This is a genomic window from Filimonas lacunae, from assembly GCF_002355595.1.
Taxonomy (GTDB): Bacteria; Bacteroidota; Bacteroidia; order Chitinophagales; family Chitinophagaceae; genus Filimonas; species Filimonas lacunae.
Window position 1 is genome coordinate 7,107,714 of sequence record NZ_AP017422.1, and the last position, 18,252, is coordinate 7,125,965.

Sequence of the window (18,252 nt, forward strand, 5' to 3'; positions counted from 1 at the left end):
TCATTACACACGCATAAAAAATGAGTATGAAAAAGTTAGTATTTGCATTTGCCCTGGTAGTGCTGGCCGTTGTGGCTGGTTCTGCCCAGGAAATTACTTCGGTATATGTAAAAGCCAGTGGTCTTACCTGCAGTATGTGCAGTAAAGCCATTTTTAAAGCTTTACAAAAACAGCCTGCTGTGAACACGGTAGAAGCTGATATTGAAAACTCCGGCTACCTGATCACTTTTAAACCCGACGCGGTTATCAGTCTCGATGCTTTAAAAGATGCCGTATTAGACGCCGGTTTTTCTGTGGCTGCCATGGAGGTGAAAGCCAATTTTGCCAACACAGCTATTGAAAACGATTCACATGTAAAAGTGAACAACAGTACGTTCCATTTTATGAAGGTGCAAAACACCACGTTGCAGGGCGAGCAAAAGCTGCTGGTGCTGGACAAAGATTTTTTGCCTGAAAAAGACAGGAAATTGTATGCTTCTGCTACTACAATGACCTGCTTTGAAAGCGGAAAAATGAAAAACGCTTCAGGCCAGCAACAACGCATTTATCATGTAACCATGCAATAAGAAGAAGAACGTATGACAAAATATTTCAAGGCCGGCAGCTTGTGGGCTGGCCTTTTATTTACTGCATGCATCAGCCATGCACAGGAATTGTTTGTGTTTTCCGAGCCGGCCAGTAACATGCCGGCCAAATCGATGGGTGTGCGGCTAACCAGTAATATTATGACCCAGCGCATGACCGGAACACCTGATTATCAACTGCTTCCGGAGGTAATGTTGGGTGTCAACAAAAAATTGATGCTTCACGGCGAGGGATATGTAAGTAATAGCAATGGCACCACCCGGGTAGAAGGTGGTGGGGTTTACGCCAAATACCGTTTTTACACCACTGATAATATGTATCGCCATTTTCGGCTGGCTGCTTTTGGCAGGGCAGGCAGTTCCGGGGTAAGCCGCGTGAAGGAAGAAATTGAAACCAACGGCTTACAAAAAGGTTATGAGCTAGGGTTTATAGCTACCCAATTATTGCACAAACAGGCCATTTCGGCCAGTGTCAGTTTCGAACAGGTGGTGGGCAACAGCCGTCAAACCGGTTTTCCGGGTGAGGCCATGAATTATTCACTGTCTACCGGCAGGCTGCTTTATCCATCCAGCTATACCCATTACGGTCAGTTGAATTTTAACCTGATGGTAGAATTATTGGGCCAACACAGTTTGAATAATAATAAATCGTTCCTGGACATCGCTCCGGCCATACAGTTTATCATTAATAGCCAAACCCGGATAGATGTAGGTTACCGTCAGCAATTATACAGCACATTAAGCCGTTATTCGGCCAATAGCTTTTTAATCCGTTTCGAGCATACGTTGTTCAACGTGCTATAAACCAATAAAATGAATCAGCCGGAGGTATTTTCGATCACTGACAATGCGGATAAGAATTTGCCAATAGCAATCCGGCTGTTTTCTCTTTACTAATTACGCTTTCCCCGTTTTACGAATGGTTTCTTCCACCACCCTTGGATAATGTGCGTGTTCCAGCTGATGAATGCGTTGCGCCAGTGTAGCCGGGGTGTCATCTGCCAGCACAGGGCAGGTAGCCTGGAATAAATGCGCGCCGTTATCAAATACTTCGTCTACCATATGTATGGTAATACCACTTTCCGGTTCTTTATTAGCAATTACGGCTTCATGCACAAAATTGCCGTACATGCCTTTCCCCCCATATTTGGGTAACAAGGCCGGGTGAATGTTCACCATGGCACCAGCATACGCCTGTACCAGGGTAGAAGGTATCTTCCATAAAAATCCGGCGAGTACCACAAAATCAATCCCCGATTGCTTTAATTCATCTACGTAACCGTTACCCCTGAAAAATTTCTCCTTCTCAATAATCAGGGTTGGAATCTGGAACTCAGCGGCAATTTGTAAAACGCCGGCATCTATTTTATTACTCACCACCAGGGCCACTTCTATACCCTTCGATAGTGGGGAGGAGATAGTGCTATTAAAATGCTCAATCAGCTTACGTGCATTCGATCCGGCGCCGGAAGCAAAAACTGCAATCTTTATGGTAGCGTTGTTTTTATCTGTCGTCATATTTGCTCTTTTATTTTATATGGCAGTAAACAATATGTTCAGTTCGTTGTTAATAAAGCCCCCTTGACAAAAATTATAACTGCTTTCTCCACGCAATTTTCAGACAAATCGCTGAAATGCAAGCTACATGTGGTTAAAAAAATTTTTAAGGTGATGGTTTTTTGTCAGCATCGTGTCATATTTTTGCACCCGTTCACGGATATTTTTCCACATCTACACAACAGAATTGTGAATATGATCCACCTAAGTCGTTTTGCCGGGAAGTTGATATTTGGATTCACACTGGCTTTTATATTGCAGTTGGGAAATGGTGCTTTCGCTCAGGATGGTAAAGCGTTGTTTTCGGCAAACTGTGCATCTTGTCACGCTGTAAGTAAGAAATTAACCGGTCCCGCCCTTGCAGGTGTGGAAGACCGCTGGCCTGACAAAAAAATGTTACACGCGTGGATTAAGAATAACCAGGCTGTAATTAAAAGTGGTTACCCTTATGCGGTAAACCTGTACAATGAGTACAACAAAACTCCGATGAACACATTTCCGAACTTAACTGATGCGGAAATTGATGCAATTCTGGGTTACATTAACAAAACTGCTACAGCAACTCCAGCAACTGGTACTCCTGGTGGTGAAGTAAGTGCAGCAGCAGCTGAAGGTGACAACACCTTACTGTTTGGTATCCTTACTTTAGTTTTAGCCGTAGTTGCTTTCATCTTGTTACAGGTTAACGCAAACCTGCGTAAACTGGCTGATGACAAAGACGGAATTCCTGCACACGAACCAGTTCCTTTCTGGAGAAACAAAACCTACATCGCTTTCGTTGCGGTAATCTTATTCTTAGTAGGTGGCTTCTTCACTGTTAAAGGTGCTATCGGTTTAGGCCGCACACAAAGCTACGAGCCTAAACAACCAATCTTCTACTCTCACAAAGTGCACGCCGGCATCAACCAGATCAACTGTTTGTACTGTCATGGTAATGCACAGGAAAGCAAGCAGGCTACTATTCCTTCAGTGAACGTTTGTATGAACTGTCACCTGGCTATCAATGAATATTCAGGTAAAGAGAAACTGTATAACGCAGAAGGTGAAGAAGTAAATGGTACTGCTGAAATCCAGAAGTTATATAAATATGCTGGTTATACTCCGGGTAAACCATGGGATGCTTCTAAAGCAACTCCTATTGAATGGACACGCATTCACAATCTTCCTGATCACGTTTATTTCAACCACTCACAACACGTGATGGCTGGTAAAGTACAGTGTCAAACCTGTCACGGCGAGATCAACAAAATGGACGAAGTGAAGCAATTTGCTGACTTAAGCATGGGCTGGTGTATTAACTGTCACCGCACTACTCAGGTTCAGTTCAAAGACAATGGCTACTACAGCATTTTCGAGAAGTACCACGAGCAGCTGAAAAACGGTAAGTTAGACAGCACTAAAGGTGTTACTGTAGAAATGATCGGTGGTACTGAGTGTCAAAAATGTCACTATTAATAGGATATCCCGATCGTATAAAGATCAAAGAGACCCGTTTTACCAATTATCGAATATTATCAAATAGATATAATGGAGCAGAAAAAGTACTGGCAAAGTTTTGGTGAGCTGAATGAATCAGAAGCATTTCAGCAATCTGGTAAAGATGAGTTCCAGGAACAACTTCCTTTCGAATCCGATAGCAAAGGCTTCCTTGAGACAGCTACTCCCAGAAGAGATTTTCTGAAATATTTGGGCTTTAGCACTGCCGCTGCTGCGGTAGCTGCGAGCTGTGAGATACCTGTTAAAAAAGCAATCCCCTTTGCCAATAAACCAGAAGATATTGTACCTGGTGTAGCTAATTATTATGCTACTACCTATGTGCAGGATGGTGATGTGTTGAGTGTTCTGGCAAGAGTAAGAGACGGCCGTCCCATCAAAATAGAAGGTAACGATCTTAGTCCTTTATATAAAGGTTGTACAACTGCCAGAGCGGAAGCTTCTGTGTTAGACCTGTATGATACAGCACGTTTACGTTTCCCAACTATCAACGGCAAAGAAGTAACCTTCGATGCAGCAGATAAAGCAGTTGCCAGCGGTTTAAGCAACCTGGGTGGCGCTCCTGTTGTTATCTTAACTACTTCAATTGTATCTCCTACTACTAAAGAAGTAATTGCCCAGTTCTTAGCTAAATATCCAGGTAGCCGTCAAGTTACTTACGATGCGGTTTCTTACAGCGGTATCTTACTTGCTAACGAAGCTACTTATGGTAAAAAGGCAATTCCTTCTTACCGTTTCGATAATGCTAAAGTAATCGCTTCTATCGGAGCTGATTTCTTAGCAACCTGGTTATCTCCTGCTGAGTTTGCAAAACAATATGCACCCAACAGAAGAATAGACGAGAAAAACCCAAGCATGAGCAAGCACTTCCAGTTTGAAAGTGTGTTAAGCTCTACTGGTGCAGCTGCTGACGAAAGAATCCTTTGTCGTCCTTCAGAATGGGGTGCTATTGCAGTAGCCTTACTGAATGCGATCAATGGTCAGGCTGTAAGCGGTTTTGACGCAAAATTAAACGAAGGCATTACTAAAACTGCCAAAGAACTGGCTGCCAACAAAGGCCAGGCTTTAGTAGTATGTGCCAGCAACGATGTAAATGTTCAGATTGTAGTAAACGCTATCAACGAAGCGTTACAGGCTGGTGGTAAAACCATCGACTGGTCTGCTACTTTAAATAACCGTCAGGGTATCGATTCTGAATTTGCAGCATTAGTAGAAGATATGAATGCCGGCAAAGTTGGAGCGTTATTGATTCACGGTGCAAACCCTGCTTACAGCTGGTTTGCTGCTGACAAATTCAAAAGCGGTTTACAAAAAGTAACCACTACCATCTCTTTCAACGCGAAAGAAGATGAAACAACAACTTTATGTAAGATTGTTGTTCCTGATCATCACTACCTGGAAAGCTGGGGTGATGCAGAACCAAAAACTGGTTACTTCTCTCTGATACAGCCTACTATTTTCCCATTATTCAAAACACGCCAGTGGCAGGACAGCCTGTTAAAATGGAGTGGTGCTACTACTGATTACCTGGGTCTGGTAAAACAATACTGGATTGCTAAACTGGGTAACGAAACAGCATGGGACAAGGCTTTACAAGATGGTGTTATCAACCCAACTGAAGCTGCTGCTACAGCTGCTACGTTTAACGCTGGTGCTGCCACTGCTGCTATCTCTGCAGTAAGCGCTCCTAAGAAAGGTGTTGAACTGGTATTATATCAAAAAGTAGGTATCGGTGAAGGCCAGGGTGCCAGTAACCCATTCCTGCAGGAATTACCAGATCCAATCACCCGTGCAGTGTGGGATAACTATGTTATCGTTTCTCCTGCTATGGCAAGAACGCTGTTAGACATCGATCTGAACAACAATGGTCAGGCGGATGCTTACGAAACACGTCCTGCTAAAAAAGTAGTAAAAGTTACCGTTAACGGTAAAACTATACAATTACCTGCCTTGATCATTCCTGGTACCCAGGCTGATACCATCGGTATCGCTGTAGGTTACGGACGTTCTGAAAAAGTAGGTAAGGCTGCCAAAGGTGTTGGTCAAAACGCTTTCATCCTGGCTGCTTTAAAAGGCGCTACTGTAGATTACACTGCAGCTGACGTAAAAATTGAAGTGGTAAAAGGTGAAACATACGATGTAGCCTTAACACAAACACACAACCGTTACGATACATCACAAGGTGTACGTACCGAAGTTGTAAAAGAATTACCACTGTCTGCTTTCCTGGCCGATCCCGGACAAATCCGTGAAGAAAGGGAAGAAGAACTGAAACCATGGGGTGGTTTAGAACATTACGAAGAAAAAGGAACCATCTATCCAACTTACGACCGTCCAGGTATTAAGTGGGGTATGAGCATAGACCTGAACGCTTGTACCGGTTGCGGTGCGTGCGTAGTGGCTTGTAACATCGAAAACAACATTCCTGTTGTAGGTAAATCAGAAGCAATGCGTTATCACGATATGCATTGGTTACGTATTGACCGTTACTACAGTGGTGATGTTGATAATCCGGATGTAGTGTTTATGCCAATGATGTGTCAGCATTGCGACAACGCTCCTTGTGAAAACGTTTGTCCGGTAGCTGCTACCAACCACAGCTCTGAAGGTTTAAACCAAATGACCTACAACCGTTGTATTGGTACCCGTTATTGCGCTAACAACTGTCCTTTCAAGGTTCGTCGCTTCAACTGGGCTGATTACACAGGTTCTGACAGCTTCCCGGACAACCAGACTGGTGAACTGGATGAAGTGGTTCTGAACATGAACGACGACTTAACCAGAATGGTACTGAACCCAGACGTTACAGTTCGTTCACGTGGTGTGATTGAAAAATGTTCATTCTGCGTACAACGTTTACAGGATGGCAAACTGAAAGCTAAGAAAGAAGGCAGACCGCTGAAAGATTCTGATCTGGATGTGGCTTGTAAATCAGCTTGTCCTAGCGATTGCTTTGTTTTCGGTAACGTAAACGATAAAGAAAGCGATATTTACAAGGCTCGTACTGAAAACCCTAACCGCTTATACTATGCGTTAGAGCAAATTCATGTACTGCCTAACGTAAATTACCTGGCTAAAGTGCGTAATTCTGATGAACGTGCCGGCGAGCATAAAGCTCATAAAGCAGAGAAAGCTGAAAAAGCAGAAGCTCCCGCTCATCACGGTTAATTGATAAAAGGAAATTGAAGGCGAAATAAGAATTTAAAGTTAAAGCCGGGTTAGCCCGGATCTAAACCATACCAAATGCATCTTAAGTACGAATCACAGCTAAGGGAACCACTGGTAACTGGTAATAAAGATTATCACCAGGTGACTGAGGATATTTGTCGCCCTATTGAAGCTAAGCCAACCAAATTATGGTATGTTGGTTTTTTCATCGCAGTATGTCTGCTGATGTTTGGTGTATATAGTGTATACAGGGAGGTTACTTACGGTATTGGCCAGTGGAACCTGAACAAAACCGTGGGTTGGGGATGGGATATCACCAACTTCGTATGGTGGGTAGGTATCGGTCATGCCGGTACTTTGATCTCAGCGATCCTGTTGTTATTCCGTCAGGGTTGGAGAACCGGTGTAAACCGTGCGGCAGAAGCGATGACCATCTTCGCGGTAATGTGCGCAGGCCAGTTCCCTATCTTCCACATGGGTCGTGTATGGATGGCGTTCTTCGTACTGCCTTATCCTAACACCCGCGGTCCTTTATGGACTAACTTCAACTCTCCGTTGTTGTGGGACGTGTTCGCGATCTCTACTTACTTTACCGTATCACTGCTGTTCTGGTACTCAGGTCTGATTCCTGACTTCGCTACAGTTCGTGACCGCGCTAAAACTAAATTACGCAAGTTATTATATGGTGTAGCTTCTTTCGGCTGGACCGGTAGTACTAAACACTGGCAGCGTCACGAGAGTTTATCTCTGGTACTGGCGGGTTTATCTACTCCACTGGTACTGTCTGTACACACCATTGTATCTTTTGACTTCGCAACTTCAGTTATCCCTGGCTGGCACACTACCATCTTCCCTCCCTACTTCGTAGCGGGTGCGGTATTCTCCGGTTTCGCCATGGTGCAAACGCTGATGTTGATGTTACGTAAAATCTTTGTACTGGAAGATTATATTACCCTGGGTCACATCGAAGCGATGAACAAGGTAATTGTATTAACCGGTTCTATCGTAGGTTGTGCTTACTTAACCGAGTTATTCATGGGTTGGTATAGCCAGAACAAATACGAGGGTTACACATTCTGGTACAGCCGTGCCAACCTGTTCAGCCCTTATGGCTGGAGCTACTGGGGTATGATGGCTTGTAACGTAATCAGCCCTCAGATTTTCTGGAGCAAGAAAATGAGAAGAAACCTGTTTGTTACCTTCTTCATGAGTATCATCGTTAACATCGGTATGTGGTTCGAACGTTTTGTAATCATCGTTACTTCCCTGTATCGCGATTACTTACCATCCAGCTGGTCTGTATACTACAGTCCTTCTACCTGGGAAATGGGCTTCTACGCCGGTACATTCGGTTTATTCTTTACCTGCTTCTTCCTGTTTGCGAAATACTTCCCTGTAATCGCCATCGCGGAAATCAAGTACGTATTGAAAACCACCGGTGACAACTATAAGGCAGAAGTTACCAAGGAAGAAACAATGGAAGTGGATGAGTTTGTTCACGAGTACGCACATTAATTGAATTAGAAATTAGAAAGTAGAAAGACTTTTGGTTTTTGACTTTTGAATCAAAATATTATGGCAAAAAAGACATTTGTTGTTGGGGCTTTTAGCGATGAGGCGGTATTGTTTCCTGCGGTAAAGAAGGTACGTACTGCAGGCTATAAAATACAAGATGTGTATACGCCTTTTCCTGTGCATGGTTTAGATCATGCGCTGGGTATGCGGGAAACCAGCCTGCACACTGCAGGTTTCATATATGGTATCACCGGTACTACTACTGCCCTTAGCTGCATTTCATGGGTATTTACGAAAGACTGGCCTTTAAACATTGGTGGTAAACCTCACTTTGCTTTACCGGCATGGGTACCTATTACTTTTGAGTTAACGGTATTATTTGCGGCAGTAGGTATGGTACTTACTTTCTGCTTCCTGTGTCAGCTGGCACCTTTTGTAAAGAAGCATCACTTCCACGCCCGCGCTACTGATGACCTGTTCATCATGGCTATTGAATGTACCAGCAAAACAAATGTTGACGAGCTACAAGCCTTCTTAAAAAGCACCGGCGCTGAAGAAGTGAACGTTCAGGTTGCTGAAGATGGATGGTGGTACGGCCGTTACGATGAGGATCAACAATTAATTACTGAACCGACAGCTACAGTTGCATAAAAGAATAGAACTTAAGTAAGATGAAAAAATTATCAATCATATTTGTTCTGGCAGCAGCAGGTGTTACAATTGTTAGCTGCAGTGATTCTGCTAAGCGTAAGCCAGGAAGTGTGTATATGCCTGATATGGCTTACAGCCGTGCTTACGAAACGTACGCCGATCACAGTAACCTTGCAGAAAAAGGAATTAACTATAATAACAGACCAGTAGACGGTACTGTTGCACGTGGAGAAGAAATGCCTTTTTCACTGGCAAAAGACAAAGCTGGCGATACTGCAAACTATTTTGCTTCAAAATCAATACCTAACCCGGTTGCGGCTTTGAACGAAACTGAAATGAAAAATGCAGAGCGTTTATACCTGATCAACTGTGCTATATGTCATGGTCCTAAACTGGATGGCAATGGTCCTCTGTATAAAGGTGGTGATGGTCCATATCCTGCTAAACCTGCTACCCTGGTAGGTGACGCTAAGTATGAAGCAATGCCTGAAGGCCAGATGTTTTACTCTGTACAATACGGTAAAAACCTGATGGGAAGTTACGCTTCTCAATTAAGCCGCAAACAGCGCTGGAGCATTATTCATTACATTAAAGCAAAACAAGCTGAAGCAAAAGGCGGTTCTGCTCCTGCCGCTGCACCAGCAGCTGCTCAGGATAGCACCACCACTGCTAAGAAATAAACAAGAGCAAATCATTTAACCAGAGATAAAAGATATACAATGGCATCTATCAGAGCGCAATTTGAGATTCCGGGTAAAATGAAAACATGGTCGATAGCCCTGATCGCTATAGGTTTACTGTCTTTCATTATAGGATTGGTTACCAAAGGCATGGGCAACGAACATGAAAAAGTTGAATTCATAGGTACTCTCATGTACAACAGCATATTCTTTATGCTGGTATGTAATGCAAGCATGTTTTTCATTTGCGCTACTACTTTGGCTTTGGGTGGCTGGCAAATGGTATTCCGTCGTATACCAGAGGCTATTTCTACCTTGGTTCCGATCTTCGGAGTTATAAGCTTAGTTATTTTACTTTATGTTGTTTTAACCGGTAATCATCATATTTACCACTGGCTGGATAAAGAAGCGGTATCGGGTGATGTTATCTTGAACGGTAAAAAAGGCTTCTTAAACCCAACATTCTACATCACCTGGACTATTTTGGCTATTGGTGGCTGGAGTTTATTAGGTGCAAGAATGCGTAAATTAAGCTCTGAAGCAGATGAAAGAGCTATGAACGGTGAAGAAGGCCAGCGTTTTATCTGGAGAAACACAGTTTCTGCTGCCTTGTTTATTGTATGGTTTGCTTTAACGGTAGGTTCTACTATCCCCTGGTTGTGGATGATGAGTATTGATGCACACTGGTATAGCACCATGTATAGCTGGTATACTTTCGCAAGCTCTTTTGTTTCTGGTATGTCACTGGTTGCCTTGTTTGTTATTTACATGAAAAATAAAGGTTACCTGGAATACACTAACCAGGAACACCTGCACGATATTGGTAAGTTCATGTTTGCCTTCTCTATTTTCTGGACATATCTGTGGTTCTCTCAGTATATGCTTATCTGGTACGCAAACATTCCTGAAGAAACTATTTATTACAAACACCGTGTTCAGGGTGCTTACAAAGGCATCTTCTTCCTGAACCTGATCATCAACTTTATTTGTCCTATCCTGATTTTGATGAAACGCGGTGCAAAAAGAAACTATACGCTGATTACCTTTATGGCGGTATTAATCATATTCGGTCACTGGGTTGATTTTTATCAAATGGTAATGGGTAGCCTTTCTAAAGAACATGTTACCTTAGGCTGGCTGGATTTCGGTATTGCTGCATTCTTTGTTGGTATGATTATATTCTTTGTAGGCAGGGCGCTGGCTTCCAAACCACTGGTTGCGAAATACCATCCTTTCCTGAAAGAAAGTATCATCCACCATACGTAAGATTGGAGGAATAGCAGAAGATAATTGATTTAGAAAATAACTAGAATAAGAGATTATGTCAATGTTTTTTACCATCGCAGTGATAGTACTGGTTTTCCTGGTGATCTTCCAGATTGCTAAAGCCAGTGAGTACGTATCTGTGTTGAAGGGTGAAGAAAAATCCCGTGCGCAAAGCAATAAGATTAACGGTTTCCTGATGGTGGCTTTTCTTGTGCTGGGCTTAATAGGTGTTTACCTGTGCAACAAGGCTTTATATCCTAAAACTTTATTGCCTGTAGGTAGCGCCAGCGAACAAGGTGAGAAGGTAGATTCCATGTTAATTGTTACCTTATGGATTACAGGTTTCGTATTTGTAGCCACACAAATAGTATTGTTTGTATTTGCCTATAAGTATCAGGAAAATCCAAAACGCAAGGTTTTCTTCTTCCCTCATAACAACACCATGGAGTTGATCTGGACAGTTGTTCCAGCTATCACTCTTACTATTCTGGTAGTAATTGGTTTACGTAACTGGTTTACTTTTACCAGTGATGCTCCTGCCAATTCACTGCGTGTGGAAGTAACAGGTAAACAGTTTGGCTGGATATTCCGTTATGCAGGTAAAGACAACGAATTCGGTAAAAAATATTTCCGTGTAATTGACGACGCAAACAATAACCCACTGGGTCAGGTTTGGGCTGATCAGGAGAAATTTAATATGAAAGCTGATCCTGCTAACAACGATGATATCGTTCAGTCTCAAACTATGTATTGTGTAAAAGGCAAGCCGGTTCAACTGATCATTGGTTCAAGAGACGTAATCCATGACGTAGGTTTACCTCAGTTTCGTATGAAAATGGATGCTGTACCAGGTACACCCACTACTTTGTGGTTTACTCCTAAGTACACTACCAAAGAAATGAAAGAGAAGACAGGTAACCCTGACTTTATCTACGAGATAAGCTGCGACCAGATGTGTGGTAACGGACACTACTCTATGAAAGGGATCATTGAAGTAGTAACGCAGGAAGAGTTTGATGTTTGGATGGCAAAACAAAAACCTAACTACCTGGTGGCTAATCCTGATAAGGATCCTAGCAACGCACCAGCTGCCGCTGCCACTACACCTGTTGTAGACAGCACTAAAAAAGTGGCGCTGGCTCACTAGTTTAGTAATTAGTGTTGACGTAATGTCATTGAAACAAAATTTTAGAATAAGTTATATAGTCCAATAAAGAGTTTGATATGAGTAACGAAGCTGTTCTGCATGCAAACGTGGGTGTTTCCGGGCATGATGCTCATCATGATGAACATCACGGGCATCACCATGAGACATTTATCTCCAAGTACGTTTTCAGCATGGATCACAAAATGATTGCAAAACAATTCCTGATAACAGGGATGGTTTGGGCTGTGCTTGGTGGTTTAATGTCTGTTTTATTCCGTTTGCAATTGGGCTACCCCGATTCTACTTTTCCATGGTTAGAAGATATCCTGGGTAAATGGGCTAAAGGTGGTCGTATTAGCGCTGAAGCTTATTATGCACTGGTTACTACACACGGTACCGTTCTGGTATTCTTTGTATTAACAGCAGGCTTAAGTGGTACGTTCTCTAACTTTCTTATTCCGTTGCAGATTGGTGCAAGGGATATGGCTTCTCCTTTAATGAACATGCTTAGCTACTGGTTTTTCTTCATTGCCAGTATCGTAATGCTTTCATCTGTATTTGTTGAAACCGGTCCATTCAGTGGTGGTTGGACAGCTTATCCTCCGTTAAGTGCGTTAGGCGATGCTTCACCAGGTTCTAAAACCGGTATGGATTTATGGTTAACAGCGATGGCCCTGTTTGTGGTATCTCAGCTGTTGGCTGGTTTGAACTATATTGCTACTATCCTTAACATGCGTACCAAAGGTATGAGCATGACCAGGTTGCCATTAACTATCTGGGCATTGTTCTTCACCGCTGTTCTGGGTGTATTATCTTTCCCTGTATTATTCTCAGGTTTTATCCTGCTGATATTCGACCGTAACTTCGGTACCAGCTTCTACCTGTCTGATATCTTTATTGCTACTACCAACACTGCGTTGCCTAACGAAGGTGGTAGTGCCATCCTTTATCAGCACTTGTTCTGGTTCCTGGGTCACCCCGAAGTATATATCATCCTGTTACCTGCTATGGGTATGGCGTCAGAGGTATTATCTACCAACGCACGCAAACCTATCTTCGGTTATATGGCAATGGTGGGATCAATGTTTGCTATCGCGGTTCTGGCCTTCTTAGTATGGGCACACCACATGTTCGTAACCGGATTGAATCCATTCCTCGGTTCTATATTCGTATTACTGACCTTGTTAATTGCGGTGCCTTCTGCTATTAAAGTGTTCAACTGGTTAACAACGTTATGGCGTGGTAATATCAGGTTTACTCCTGGTATGATGTTCGCCATCGGTTTTGTAAGCTTATTTATCTCAGGTGGTTTAACTGGTATCTGGTTAGGTAACTCTGCACTGGATATTCACCTGCACGATACTTACTTTGTAATTGCCCACTTCCACATAGTAATGGGTGTAGCGTCTATGTTTGGTATGTTTGCCGGTGTTTACCACTGGTATCCTAAAATGTATGGCCGCTACCTGAACAACACATTGGCTTATATCCACTTCTGGATTACCCTTGTTGGTGCTTACCTGATTTTCTGGCCTATGCACTACGAAGGTTTAGCCGGCATGCCACGTCGTTACTACGATTACGGTGTTTGGGAAAGCTTTAAACAGTTTATTGAACTGAACAGATTTATCAGTACTGTAGTAATCATTGTATTTGCTGCACAGTTCTTCTTCCTGTTTAATTTCTTTTATTCTATTTTCAAAGGAAGAAAGGTTACTACTACCAATCCATGGGGTTCTAACACCCTGGAGTGGACTACACCTATCAATCCTGGTCACGGTAACTGGGCTGGAGAAATTCCTGAAGTTCACCGTTGGGCTTACGATTACGGTAAGGATGGTCATGATTTCATTCCGCAAACAGTACCTGTTGGCGATGATGAGTCGGCACACTAATAACTACAGTTTATTTTAACTAATATGTCTGATGCCCTGAGAAATCAGGGCATCACTTTTAAAGCGAAGAAGGAACTTGATGACGGCAGAGATACATAACACGTTTAGTTTGAAGAGCAAACTTCAGGACTACAAGCAGCTGATAAAGTTTACACTGAGCTTTACAGTGGTTTTTTCCTGCGTGATTTGTTATTTACTGGCGCCTAAAGTAGTGGAGTACGACTGGATTCAGATTATCCTGTTATTTGTTGCCGGTATGCTGGTAACAGGTAGTGCCAACGCCATTAACCAGGCAGTGGAAAAAGATACGGATGCAGTAATGAAACGTACGGCAGACAGGCCAGTGGCCAGCGGTCGTATGTCGGTAAAAGAAGCTTACACGTTTGCACTGATTGCCGGCCTGGTAGGAGTGTTTATGATGTATCACTTCTTTAACCTGTCTTCTGCATTGGTTTCCCTGTTTAGTTTGTTCCTGTATGCTTTTATTTACACCCCGGTTAAAAAAATCAGTTCTATCGCCGTTCTGGTGGGCGCTGTTCCGGGAGCTTTACCTTGCTTAATTGGCTGGGTAGCGGGTAACGACGATTTTGGAGCAGGTGGCTGGGCTTTATTCGGCATCCAGTTTTTATGGCAGTTTCCGCATTTCTGGGCAATAGCCTGGGTGGCGCATGGAGATTACAGTAAAGCAGGTTTTAAATTATTACCTGCTGATAAGGGACCCACTAAGTTTACAGCTGTTCAATGTGTGATGTATGCGGTGTTGATGATCCCTGTTTGTATGCTGCCTTATTATTTTGGGTTAACAGGTATTGTGAGTTTCTGGATAGTGCTGGTATTAAATGGTTTCCTGGTAATGCAATGTGTGCGGTTGTTTATAGCAATGGATATTAAGTCGGCACGCCGGGTAATGTTCAGCAGCTATATATATCTGCCGCTGGTATTACTGGCTTTACTGGCAGACAAAATTCATCATTAACGGTATTAAATTTTTGAAGTGATGTATATGAGTGCGGTGAGTACAGACACGGATACACAGAAAAAAAGAATACACCCTCACAAGTTTACCTTGTGGGTAGCCATGGGCAGCATTATTATGATGTTTGCTGGTTTAACCAGTGCCTATGTGGTGAAAAGAGCACAGAGCAAATGGATTGAGTTCGATCTGCCTGTGACTTTCTGGATAGCTACGGTGGTTATTTTAATCAGCAGCGGTACTATTCACCTTGCCTTAAAGGCTTTTAAAGCAAGAGAAATGGCGCGCTACCGTTTACTGATCACTATTACCGCGGTATTAGGTTTATTATTTGCCGGTTTACAACTGGTTGGCTTTTTACAGGTAAACCACGAGGTGCCTATGCTGTATGAAAACAGCAACCCGTCTTCTTCCTTCCTGGGTATTATCGGCGGATTGCATGCTTTACACGTATTAGGTGGTGTAGTGGCTATACTGGTGATATTCTTTAGGGCTTATAGTGTGAAAAACAAACAGTACGCGAGCACACCGGTGGAAATCGTGGCTACTTACTGGCACTTTGTTGACATACTCTGGATATACTTATTTGTATTTTTTAACTGGATTGGATAGATTAAATTTGCGAACGAAATTTCCTTAATTACAATGGCAACGACAGCTACAACAAAACCCAAATACTGGGCGGGCGGAAGAAGCCCTTTTAACGTGGAGTACGGCAAGGTGATGATGTGGTACTTCCTGATGAGTGATGCCTTTACATTTGGTGCATTCCTGATTGCTTATGGTACTACCCGTTTTGCCACTAACGGATGGCCTGACCCTAACCACGTGTTTAATTCATTTCCTGGATTGGGCGCTGGTTATCCATTGTTGTTTGTAAGTTTAATGACTTTTATCCTGATCGTAAGCTCTGTTACCATGGTACTGGCAGTGAAAGCTGGCCAGGAAATGAGAAAACAGGCGGTAGTTAAAAACCTGATCTGGACTATTATAGGTGGCTTAGCTTTCTTAAGCTGTCAGGCCTGGGAATGGACACACCTGTTCCACGAAGGCGCATGGTGGGGTAGCAATCCTTTCCCTAACCATGATGGCACTTTAAGCAGCCCTAACTTCACTAACTTCTTCTTCACTATTACTGGTTTCCACGGTTTCCACGTATTGTCTGGTGTGGTTATCAACATTGTAATGCTGATTATGACCCTGAATGATAAATTCGAGAAAAGAGGTCATTACCTGATGATAGAAAAAGCTGGTTTATACTGGCACTTTGTAGACTTAGTATGGGTATTCGTATTTACCTGTTTCTATCTGATCTAAATTTAAAAACGAATTCATAATCTTATTGTAATGGAACATACATCAGAAGTATTACATCACGAAGGGCACGTTCACCACGATGCGGAAGCTGGAAAGAAAGAGGTTAAAAAAATTACGCTTTACCTGTCTGTTTTAACCATTTTGGAATTGATTGTTGGTTATTATATGTACAGTGCTAAAATAGAAGAAGGTGCTTTCAGAAGCTTTCTGAAAACTTTAATCATCATTATGATGATGTGGAAAGCCACTTATATCGTTGGCTATTTCATGCACTTAAAACATGAAATCCGCAACTTCCTGATGACGATTGTTGTTCCTCTTTTCCTGTTCATCTGGTTTATCATCGCATTCCTTGCTGATGGCCATTCTTATAACAACCTGAGAAATAAGTACGACAAGGCTTATGTGGAAAGGTCTAAGATGAAAATGGAAGTGAAAGAACACGAATCTCACGAGAAAGAACACGCTGCTGGTGAAGAAAAAACCGGTGAGCTGCATTAAGATATTAGCAAATACATTAGTGTTTACTATCTTTTAAACCATCCCGCCGGTAACAGCGGGATGTGTTTTTTTAAACCTACAGGAAGAAGAGAATGAATAAGAAAGCGCTACTGGCACTATGTATTGCCATAATGATTCCGGTGGTAAGTTACCTGATAATGAAATATGCCAGCACTGATGCGGTAATTGTGCCTCGTCGCATGCTGCTGGATACTACTATTACCCGGGTAGAAAGTGGAAAGGAAATAACAGACAGTATCTGGCATGTTACCAAAAATATCCACCTGGTAAACCAGCTGGGCGATACGGTAGGTTTATACGATGTACCGGGTAAGGTAATCGTAGCTGATTTCTTTTTTACCAGCTGCGGCAGCATTTGTCCTACTCTTACCAGCAATATGCTTAAAATGCAACGCTCCTTTAATAAAGGCGGTGAAGCCAGGAATAAGATAGATACCTCCGTTGTACAGTTTATGTCGTTTACGGTTGATCCGGAACGTGATTCTGTTACCCGCCTTAAAAATTACGCTGACCACTTTGGCGTAAACCATGATAACTGGTGGATGCTTACCGGACCTAAAGACAGCATTTACCGCTTTGCCTTTGAAGAACTGAAAGTAGATAAGTTCAGTACCGAGCCTATTGACCCGGATTTTGTGCACACCAGCCGTTTTGTATTGATTGACAAAGACCACTATGTACGCGGTTATTACAACGGGTTAGATTCTGTTTCCCTACGCAAGCTGGCCCGCGACATTGGGGTACTGATGCTGGAAAAAGATAGTATGCACCCTGGCAAATTACCTTTCGATCCTTTGTTAATGCTGGTGTTTCTTATTATTTCGGTAGTAGTGGTAGTGGTGGTGTTAACGGTTGTTTCTAAAAAGAATAAAGCATAATTTTTAAAGTATAATCATGTTACAGGCTAGTTTACAGAAGAATGATAAAAAGGCCGGTTGGCTTATTGGTATATTTTCGGTTGTGGTGTTTGCAGTTGTGGTGGCATTGGGTAAAATACAGTTGAACGTACAATTAGGGTTTAATGTACATGTGTTTGCGTTGTTTAACGCAGTAGTAAACGCTATGGTAGCGGTGCTTTTAGTAGCCGCCCTGGTAGCGGTGAAGCAAGGCAGGTTTATAGCCCACAAAAAAATTATGATGGTAGCATTGGTGTTATCCATCGCCTTCCTGGTTTCTTATATCACACACAAACTGTTTGCAGGTGAAGCTCGCTTTGGCGATGCAGATCATGATGGTTTGGTAAGTGATGCAGAAAAGGCTGCTGTTGGTGGTATGCGCATGGTGTATTTCATTATTCTCAGTACGCACGTGTTCCTGGCCGCGGTAATATTACCTTTTATACTGTTCACTGCTTACAGGGGTTTAACCGCCGAGTTTCCGGCACATAAAAAAATAGCCAGGTATACCTGGCCATTATGGTTTTATGTAGCTGCAACAGGACCTATCGTATATGCTATGATAAGTCCTTATTACAGGTAATGGA

17 protein-coding genes are annotated in these 18,252 nt (G+C 42.7%); 16 read left to right on the forward strand and 1 reads right to left on the reverse strand.

Annotated elements, in window-relative coordinates; translation table 11 throughout:
* The first annotated feature begins 26 nt into the window (after nucleotides 1-26).
* Entirely contained in the window at nucleotides 27-566 is a 540-nt protein-coding gene (locus tag FLA_RS28085) for a heavy-metal-associated domain-containing protein (RefSeq protein WP_076376605.1), read from the forward strand.
* 12 nt (nucleotides 567-578) lie between these two features.
* Nucleotides 579-1,388, forward strand: a complete 810-nt coding sequence (locus FLA_RS28090; RefSeq protein WP_076376607.1) for a hypothetical protein — start codon at nucleotides 579-581, stop codon at nucleotides 1,386-1,388.
* A 93-nt stretch (nucleotides 1,389-1,481) separates the two neighbouring features.
* On the opposite strand, the gene purN is transcribed toward FLA_RS28090, so the two are convergent.
* Nucleotides 1,482-2,102, reverse strand: a complete 621-nt coding sequence (purN, locus tag FLA_RS28095; protein ID WP_076376609.1) for a phosphoribosylglycinamide formyltransferase — start codon at nucleotides 2,100-2,102, stop codon at nucleotides 1,482-1,484.
* Nucleotides 2,103-2,336: 234 nt separating this feature from the next.
* Here purN and FLA_RS28100 point away from each other — a divergent pair, with 234 nt between their 5' ends.
* The 14 genes from FLA_RS28100 (at nucleotide 2,337) to FLA_RS28165 (ending at nucleotide 18,248) form a co-directional block, all read left to right on the forward strand.
* Nucleotides 2,337-3,596, forward strand: coding sequence for a c-type cytochrome (locus tag FLA_RS28100; protein ID WP_076376611.1), 1,260 nt, complete (start codon nucleotides 2,337-2,339; stop codon nucleotides 3,594-3,596).
* Between the two features lie 72 nt (nucleotides 3,597-3,668).
* Nucleotides 3,669-6,803 (forward strand): TAT-variant-translocated molybdopterin oxidoreductase, encoded by a 3,135-nt coding sequence (locus tag FLA_RS28105; protein WP_076376613.1) that lies wholly within the window; start codon nucleotides 3,669-3,671, stop codon nucleotides 6,801-6,803.
* Between the two features lie 75 nt (nucleotides 6,804-6,878).
* Nucleotides 6,879-8,318, forward strand: coding sequence for an NrfD/PsrC family molybdoenzyme membrane anchor subunit (gene nrfD, locus FLA_RS28110; protein WP_076376615.1), 1,440 nt, complete (start codon nucleotides 6,879-6,881; stop codon nucleotides 8,316-8,318).
* 60 nt (nucleotides 8,319-8,378) lie between these two features.
* Nucleotides 8,379-8,969 (forward strand): DUF3341 domain-containing protein, encoded by a 591-nt coding sequence (locus tag FLA_RS28115; protein ID WP_076376617.1) that lies wholly within the window; start codon nucleotides 8,379-8,381, stop codon nucleotides 8,967-8,969.
* Nucleotides 8,970-8,989: 20 nt separating this feature from the next.
* Nucleotides 8,990-9,649, forward strand: a complete 660-nt coding sequence (locus FLA_RS28120; RefSeq protein WP_076376619.1) for a c-type cytochrome — start codon at nucleotides 8,990-8,992, stop codon at nucleotides 9,647-9,649.
* A 39-nt stretch (nucleotides 9,650-9,688) separates the two neighbouring features.
* Nucleotides 9,689-10,915, forward strand: a complete 1,227-nt coding sequence (locus FLA_RS28125) for a quinol:cytochrome C oxidoreductase (protein ID WP_076376621.1) — start codon at nucleotides 9,689-9,691, stop codon at nucleotides 10,913-10,915.
* Between the two features lie 55 nt (nucleotides 10,916-10,970).
* A complete protein-coding gene (locus FLA_RS28130; RefSeq protein ID WP_076376623.1) occupies nucleotides 10,971-12,062 on the forward strand; it encodes a cytochrome c oxidase subunit II in 1,092 nt (363 codons plus the stop codon).
* Nucleotides 12,063-12,139: 77 nt separating this feature from the next.
* Nucleotides 12,140-13,957 carry a cytochrome c oxidase subunit I gene (locus FLA_RS28135; RefSeq protein WP_076376625.1) on the forward strand — a complete coding sequence of 606 codons (1,818 nt, stop codon included), beginning with the start codon at nucleotides 12,140-12,142 and terminating at the stop codon, nucleotides 13,955-13,957.
* Nucleotides 13,958-14,066: 109 nt separating this feature from the next.
* Complete coding sequence (gene cyoE, locus FLA_RS28140; protein WP_231940343.1) at nucleotides 14,067-14,933, forward strand: heme o synthase; 867 nt, start codon at nucleotides 14,067-14,069, stop codon at nucleotides 14,931-14,933.
* 27 nt (nucleotides 14,934-14,960) lie between these two features.
* Nucleotides 14,961-15,542: a cytochrome c oxidase subunit 3 gene (locus tag FLA_RS28145; protein ID WP_076376629.1), complete on the forward strand. Its 582-nt coding sequence runs from the start codon at nucleotides 14,961-14,963 to the stop codon at nucleotides 15,540-15,542.
* A gap of 33 nt (nucleotides 15,543-15,575) precedes the next feature.
* Nucleotides 15,576-16,247: a cytochrome c oxidase subunit 3 gene (locus tag FLA_RS28150; RefSeq protein WP_076376631.1), complete on the forward strand. Its 672-nt coding sequence runs from the start codon at nucleotides 15,576-15,578 to the stop codon at nucleotides 16,245-16,247.
* Between the two features lie 30 nt (nucleotides 16,248-16,277).
* Nucleotides 16,278-16,748: a cytochrome C oxidase subunit IV family protein gene (locus FLA_RS28155; RefSeq protein WP_076376633.1), complete on the forward strand. Its 471-nt coding sequence runs from the start codon at nucleotides 16,278-16,280 to the stop codon at nucleotides 16,746-16,748.
* 92 nt (nucleotides 16,749-16,840) lie between these two features.
* Nucleotides 16,841-17,647, forward strand: a complete 807-nt coding sequence (locus FLA_RS28160; RefSeq protein WP_076376635.1) for an SCO family protein — start codon at nucleotides 16,841-16,843, stop codon at nucleotides 17,645-17,647.
* 16 nt (nucleotides 17,648-17,663) lie between these two features.
* Nucleotides 17,664-18,248, forward strand: a complete 585-nt coding sequence (locus FLA_RS28165; protein WP_076376637.1) for a DUF420 domain-containing protein — start codon at nucleotides 17,664-17,666, stop codon at nucleotides 18,246-18,248.
* The last annotated feature ends 4 nt before the right edge of the window (nucleotides 18,249-18,252 follow it).

What these genes read in the sequence shown, in the direction of transcription:
- FLA_RS28085 (WP_076376605.1), top strand. Translation starts at nt 27, where the DNA reads ATGAAAAAGTTAGTATTTGCATTTGCCCTGGTAGTGCTGGCCGTTGTG.
- FLA_RS28090 (WP_076376607.1), top strand. Translation starts at nt 579, where the DNA reads ATGACAAAATATTTCAAGGCCGGCAGCTTGTGGGCTGGCCTTTTATTT.
- purN (WP_076376609.1), bottom strand. Translation starts at nt 2,102, where the DNA reads ATGACGACAGATAAAAACAACGCTACCATAAAGATTGCAGTTTTTGCT.
- FLA_RS28100 (WP_076376611.1), top strand. Translation starts at nt 2,337, where the DNA reads ATGATCCACCTAAGTCGTTTTGCCGGGAAGTTGATATTTGGATTCACA.
- FLA_RS28105 (WP_076376613.1), top strand. Translation starts at nt 3,669, where the DNA reads ATGGAGCAGAAAAAGTACTGGCAAAGTTTTGGTGAGCTGAATGAATCA.
- nrfD (WP_076376615.1), top strand. Translation starts at nt 6,879, where the DNA reads ATGCATCTTAAGTACGAATCACAGCTAAGGGAACCACTGGTAACTGGT.
- FLA_RS28115 (WP_076376617.1), top strand. Translation starts at nt 8,379, where the DNA reads ATGGCAAAAAAGACATTTGTTGTTGGGGCTTTTAGCGATGAGGCGGTA.
- FLA_RS28120 (WP_076376619.1), top strand. Translation starts at nt 8,990, where the DNA reads ATGAAAAAATTATCAATCATATTTGTTCTGGCAGCAGCAGGTGTTACA.
- FLA_RS28125 (WP_076376621.1), top strand. Translation starts at nt 9,689, where the DNA reads ATGGCATCTATCAGAGCGCAATTTGAGATTCCGGGTAAAATGAAAACA.
- FLA_RS28130 (WP_076376623.1), top strand. Translation starts at nt 10,971, where the DNA reads ATGTCAATGTTTTTTACCATCGCAGTGATAGTACTGGTTTTCCTGGTG.
- FLA_RS28135 (WP_076376625.1), top strand. Translation starts at nt 12,140, where the DNA reads ATGAGTAACGAAGCTGTTCTGCATGCAAACGTGGGTGTTTCCGGGCAT.
- FLA_RS28145 (WP_076376629.1), top strand. Translation starts at nt 14,961, where the DNA reads ATGAGTGCGGTGAGTACAGACACGGATACACAGAAAAAAAGAATACAC.
- FLA_RS28150 (WP_076376631.1), top strand. Translation starts at nt 15,576, where the DNA reads ATGGCAACGACAGCTACAACAAAACCCAAATACTGGGCGGGCGGAAGA.
- FLA_RS28155 (WP_076376633.1), top strand. Translation starts at nt 16,278, where the DNA reads ATGGAACATACATCAGAAGTATTACATCACGAAGGGCACGTTCACCAC.
- FLA_RS28160 (WP_076376635.1), top strand. Translation starts at nt 16,841, where the DNA reads ATGAATAAGAAAGCGCTACTGGCACTATGTATTGCCATAATGATTCCG.
- FLA_RS28165 (WP_076376637.1), top strand. Translation starts at nt 17,664, where the DNA reads ATGTTACAGGCTAGTTTACAGAAGAATGATAAAAAGGCCGGTTGGCTT.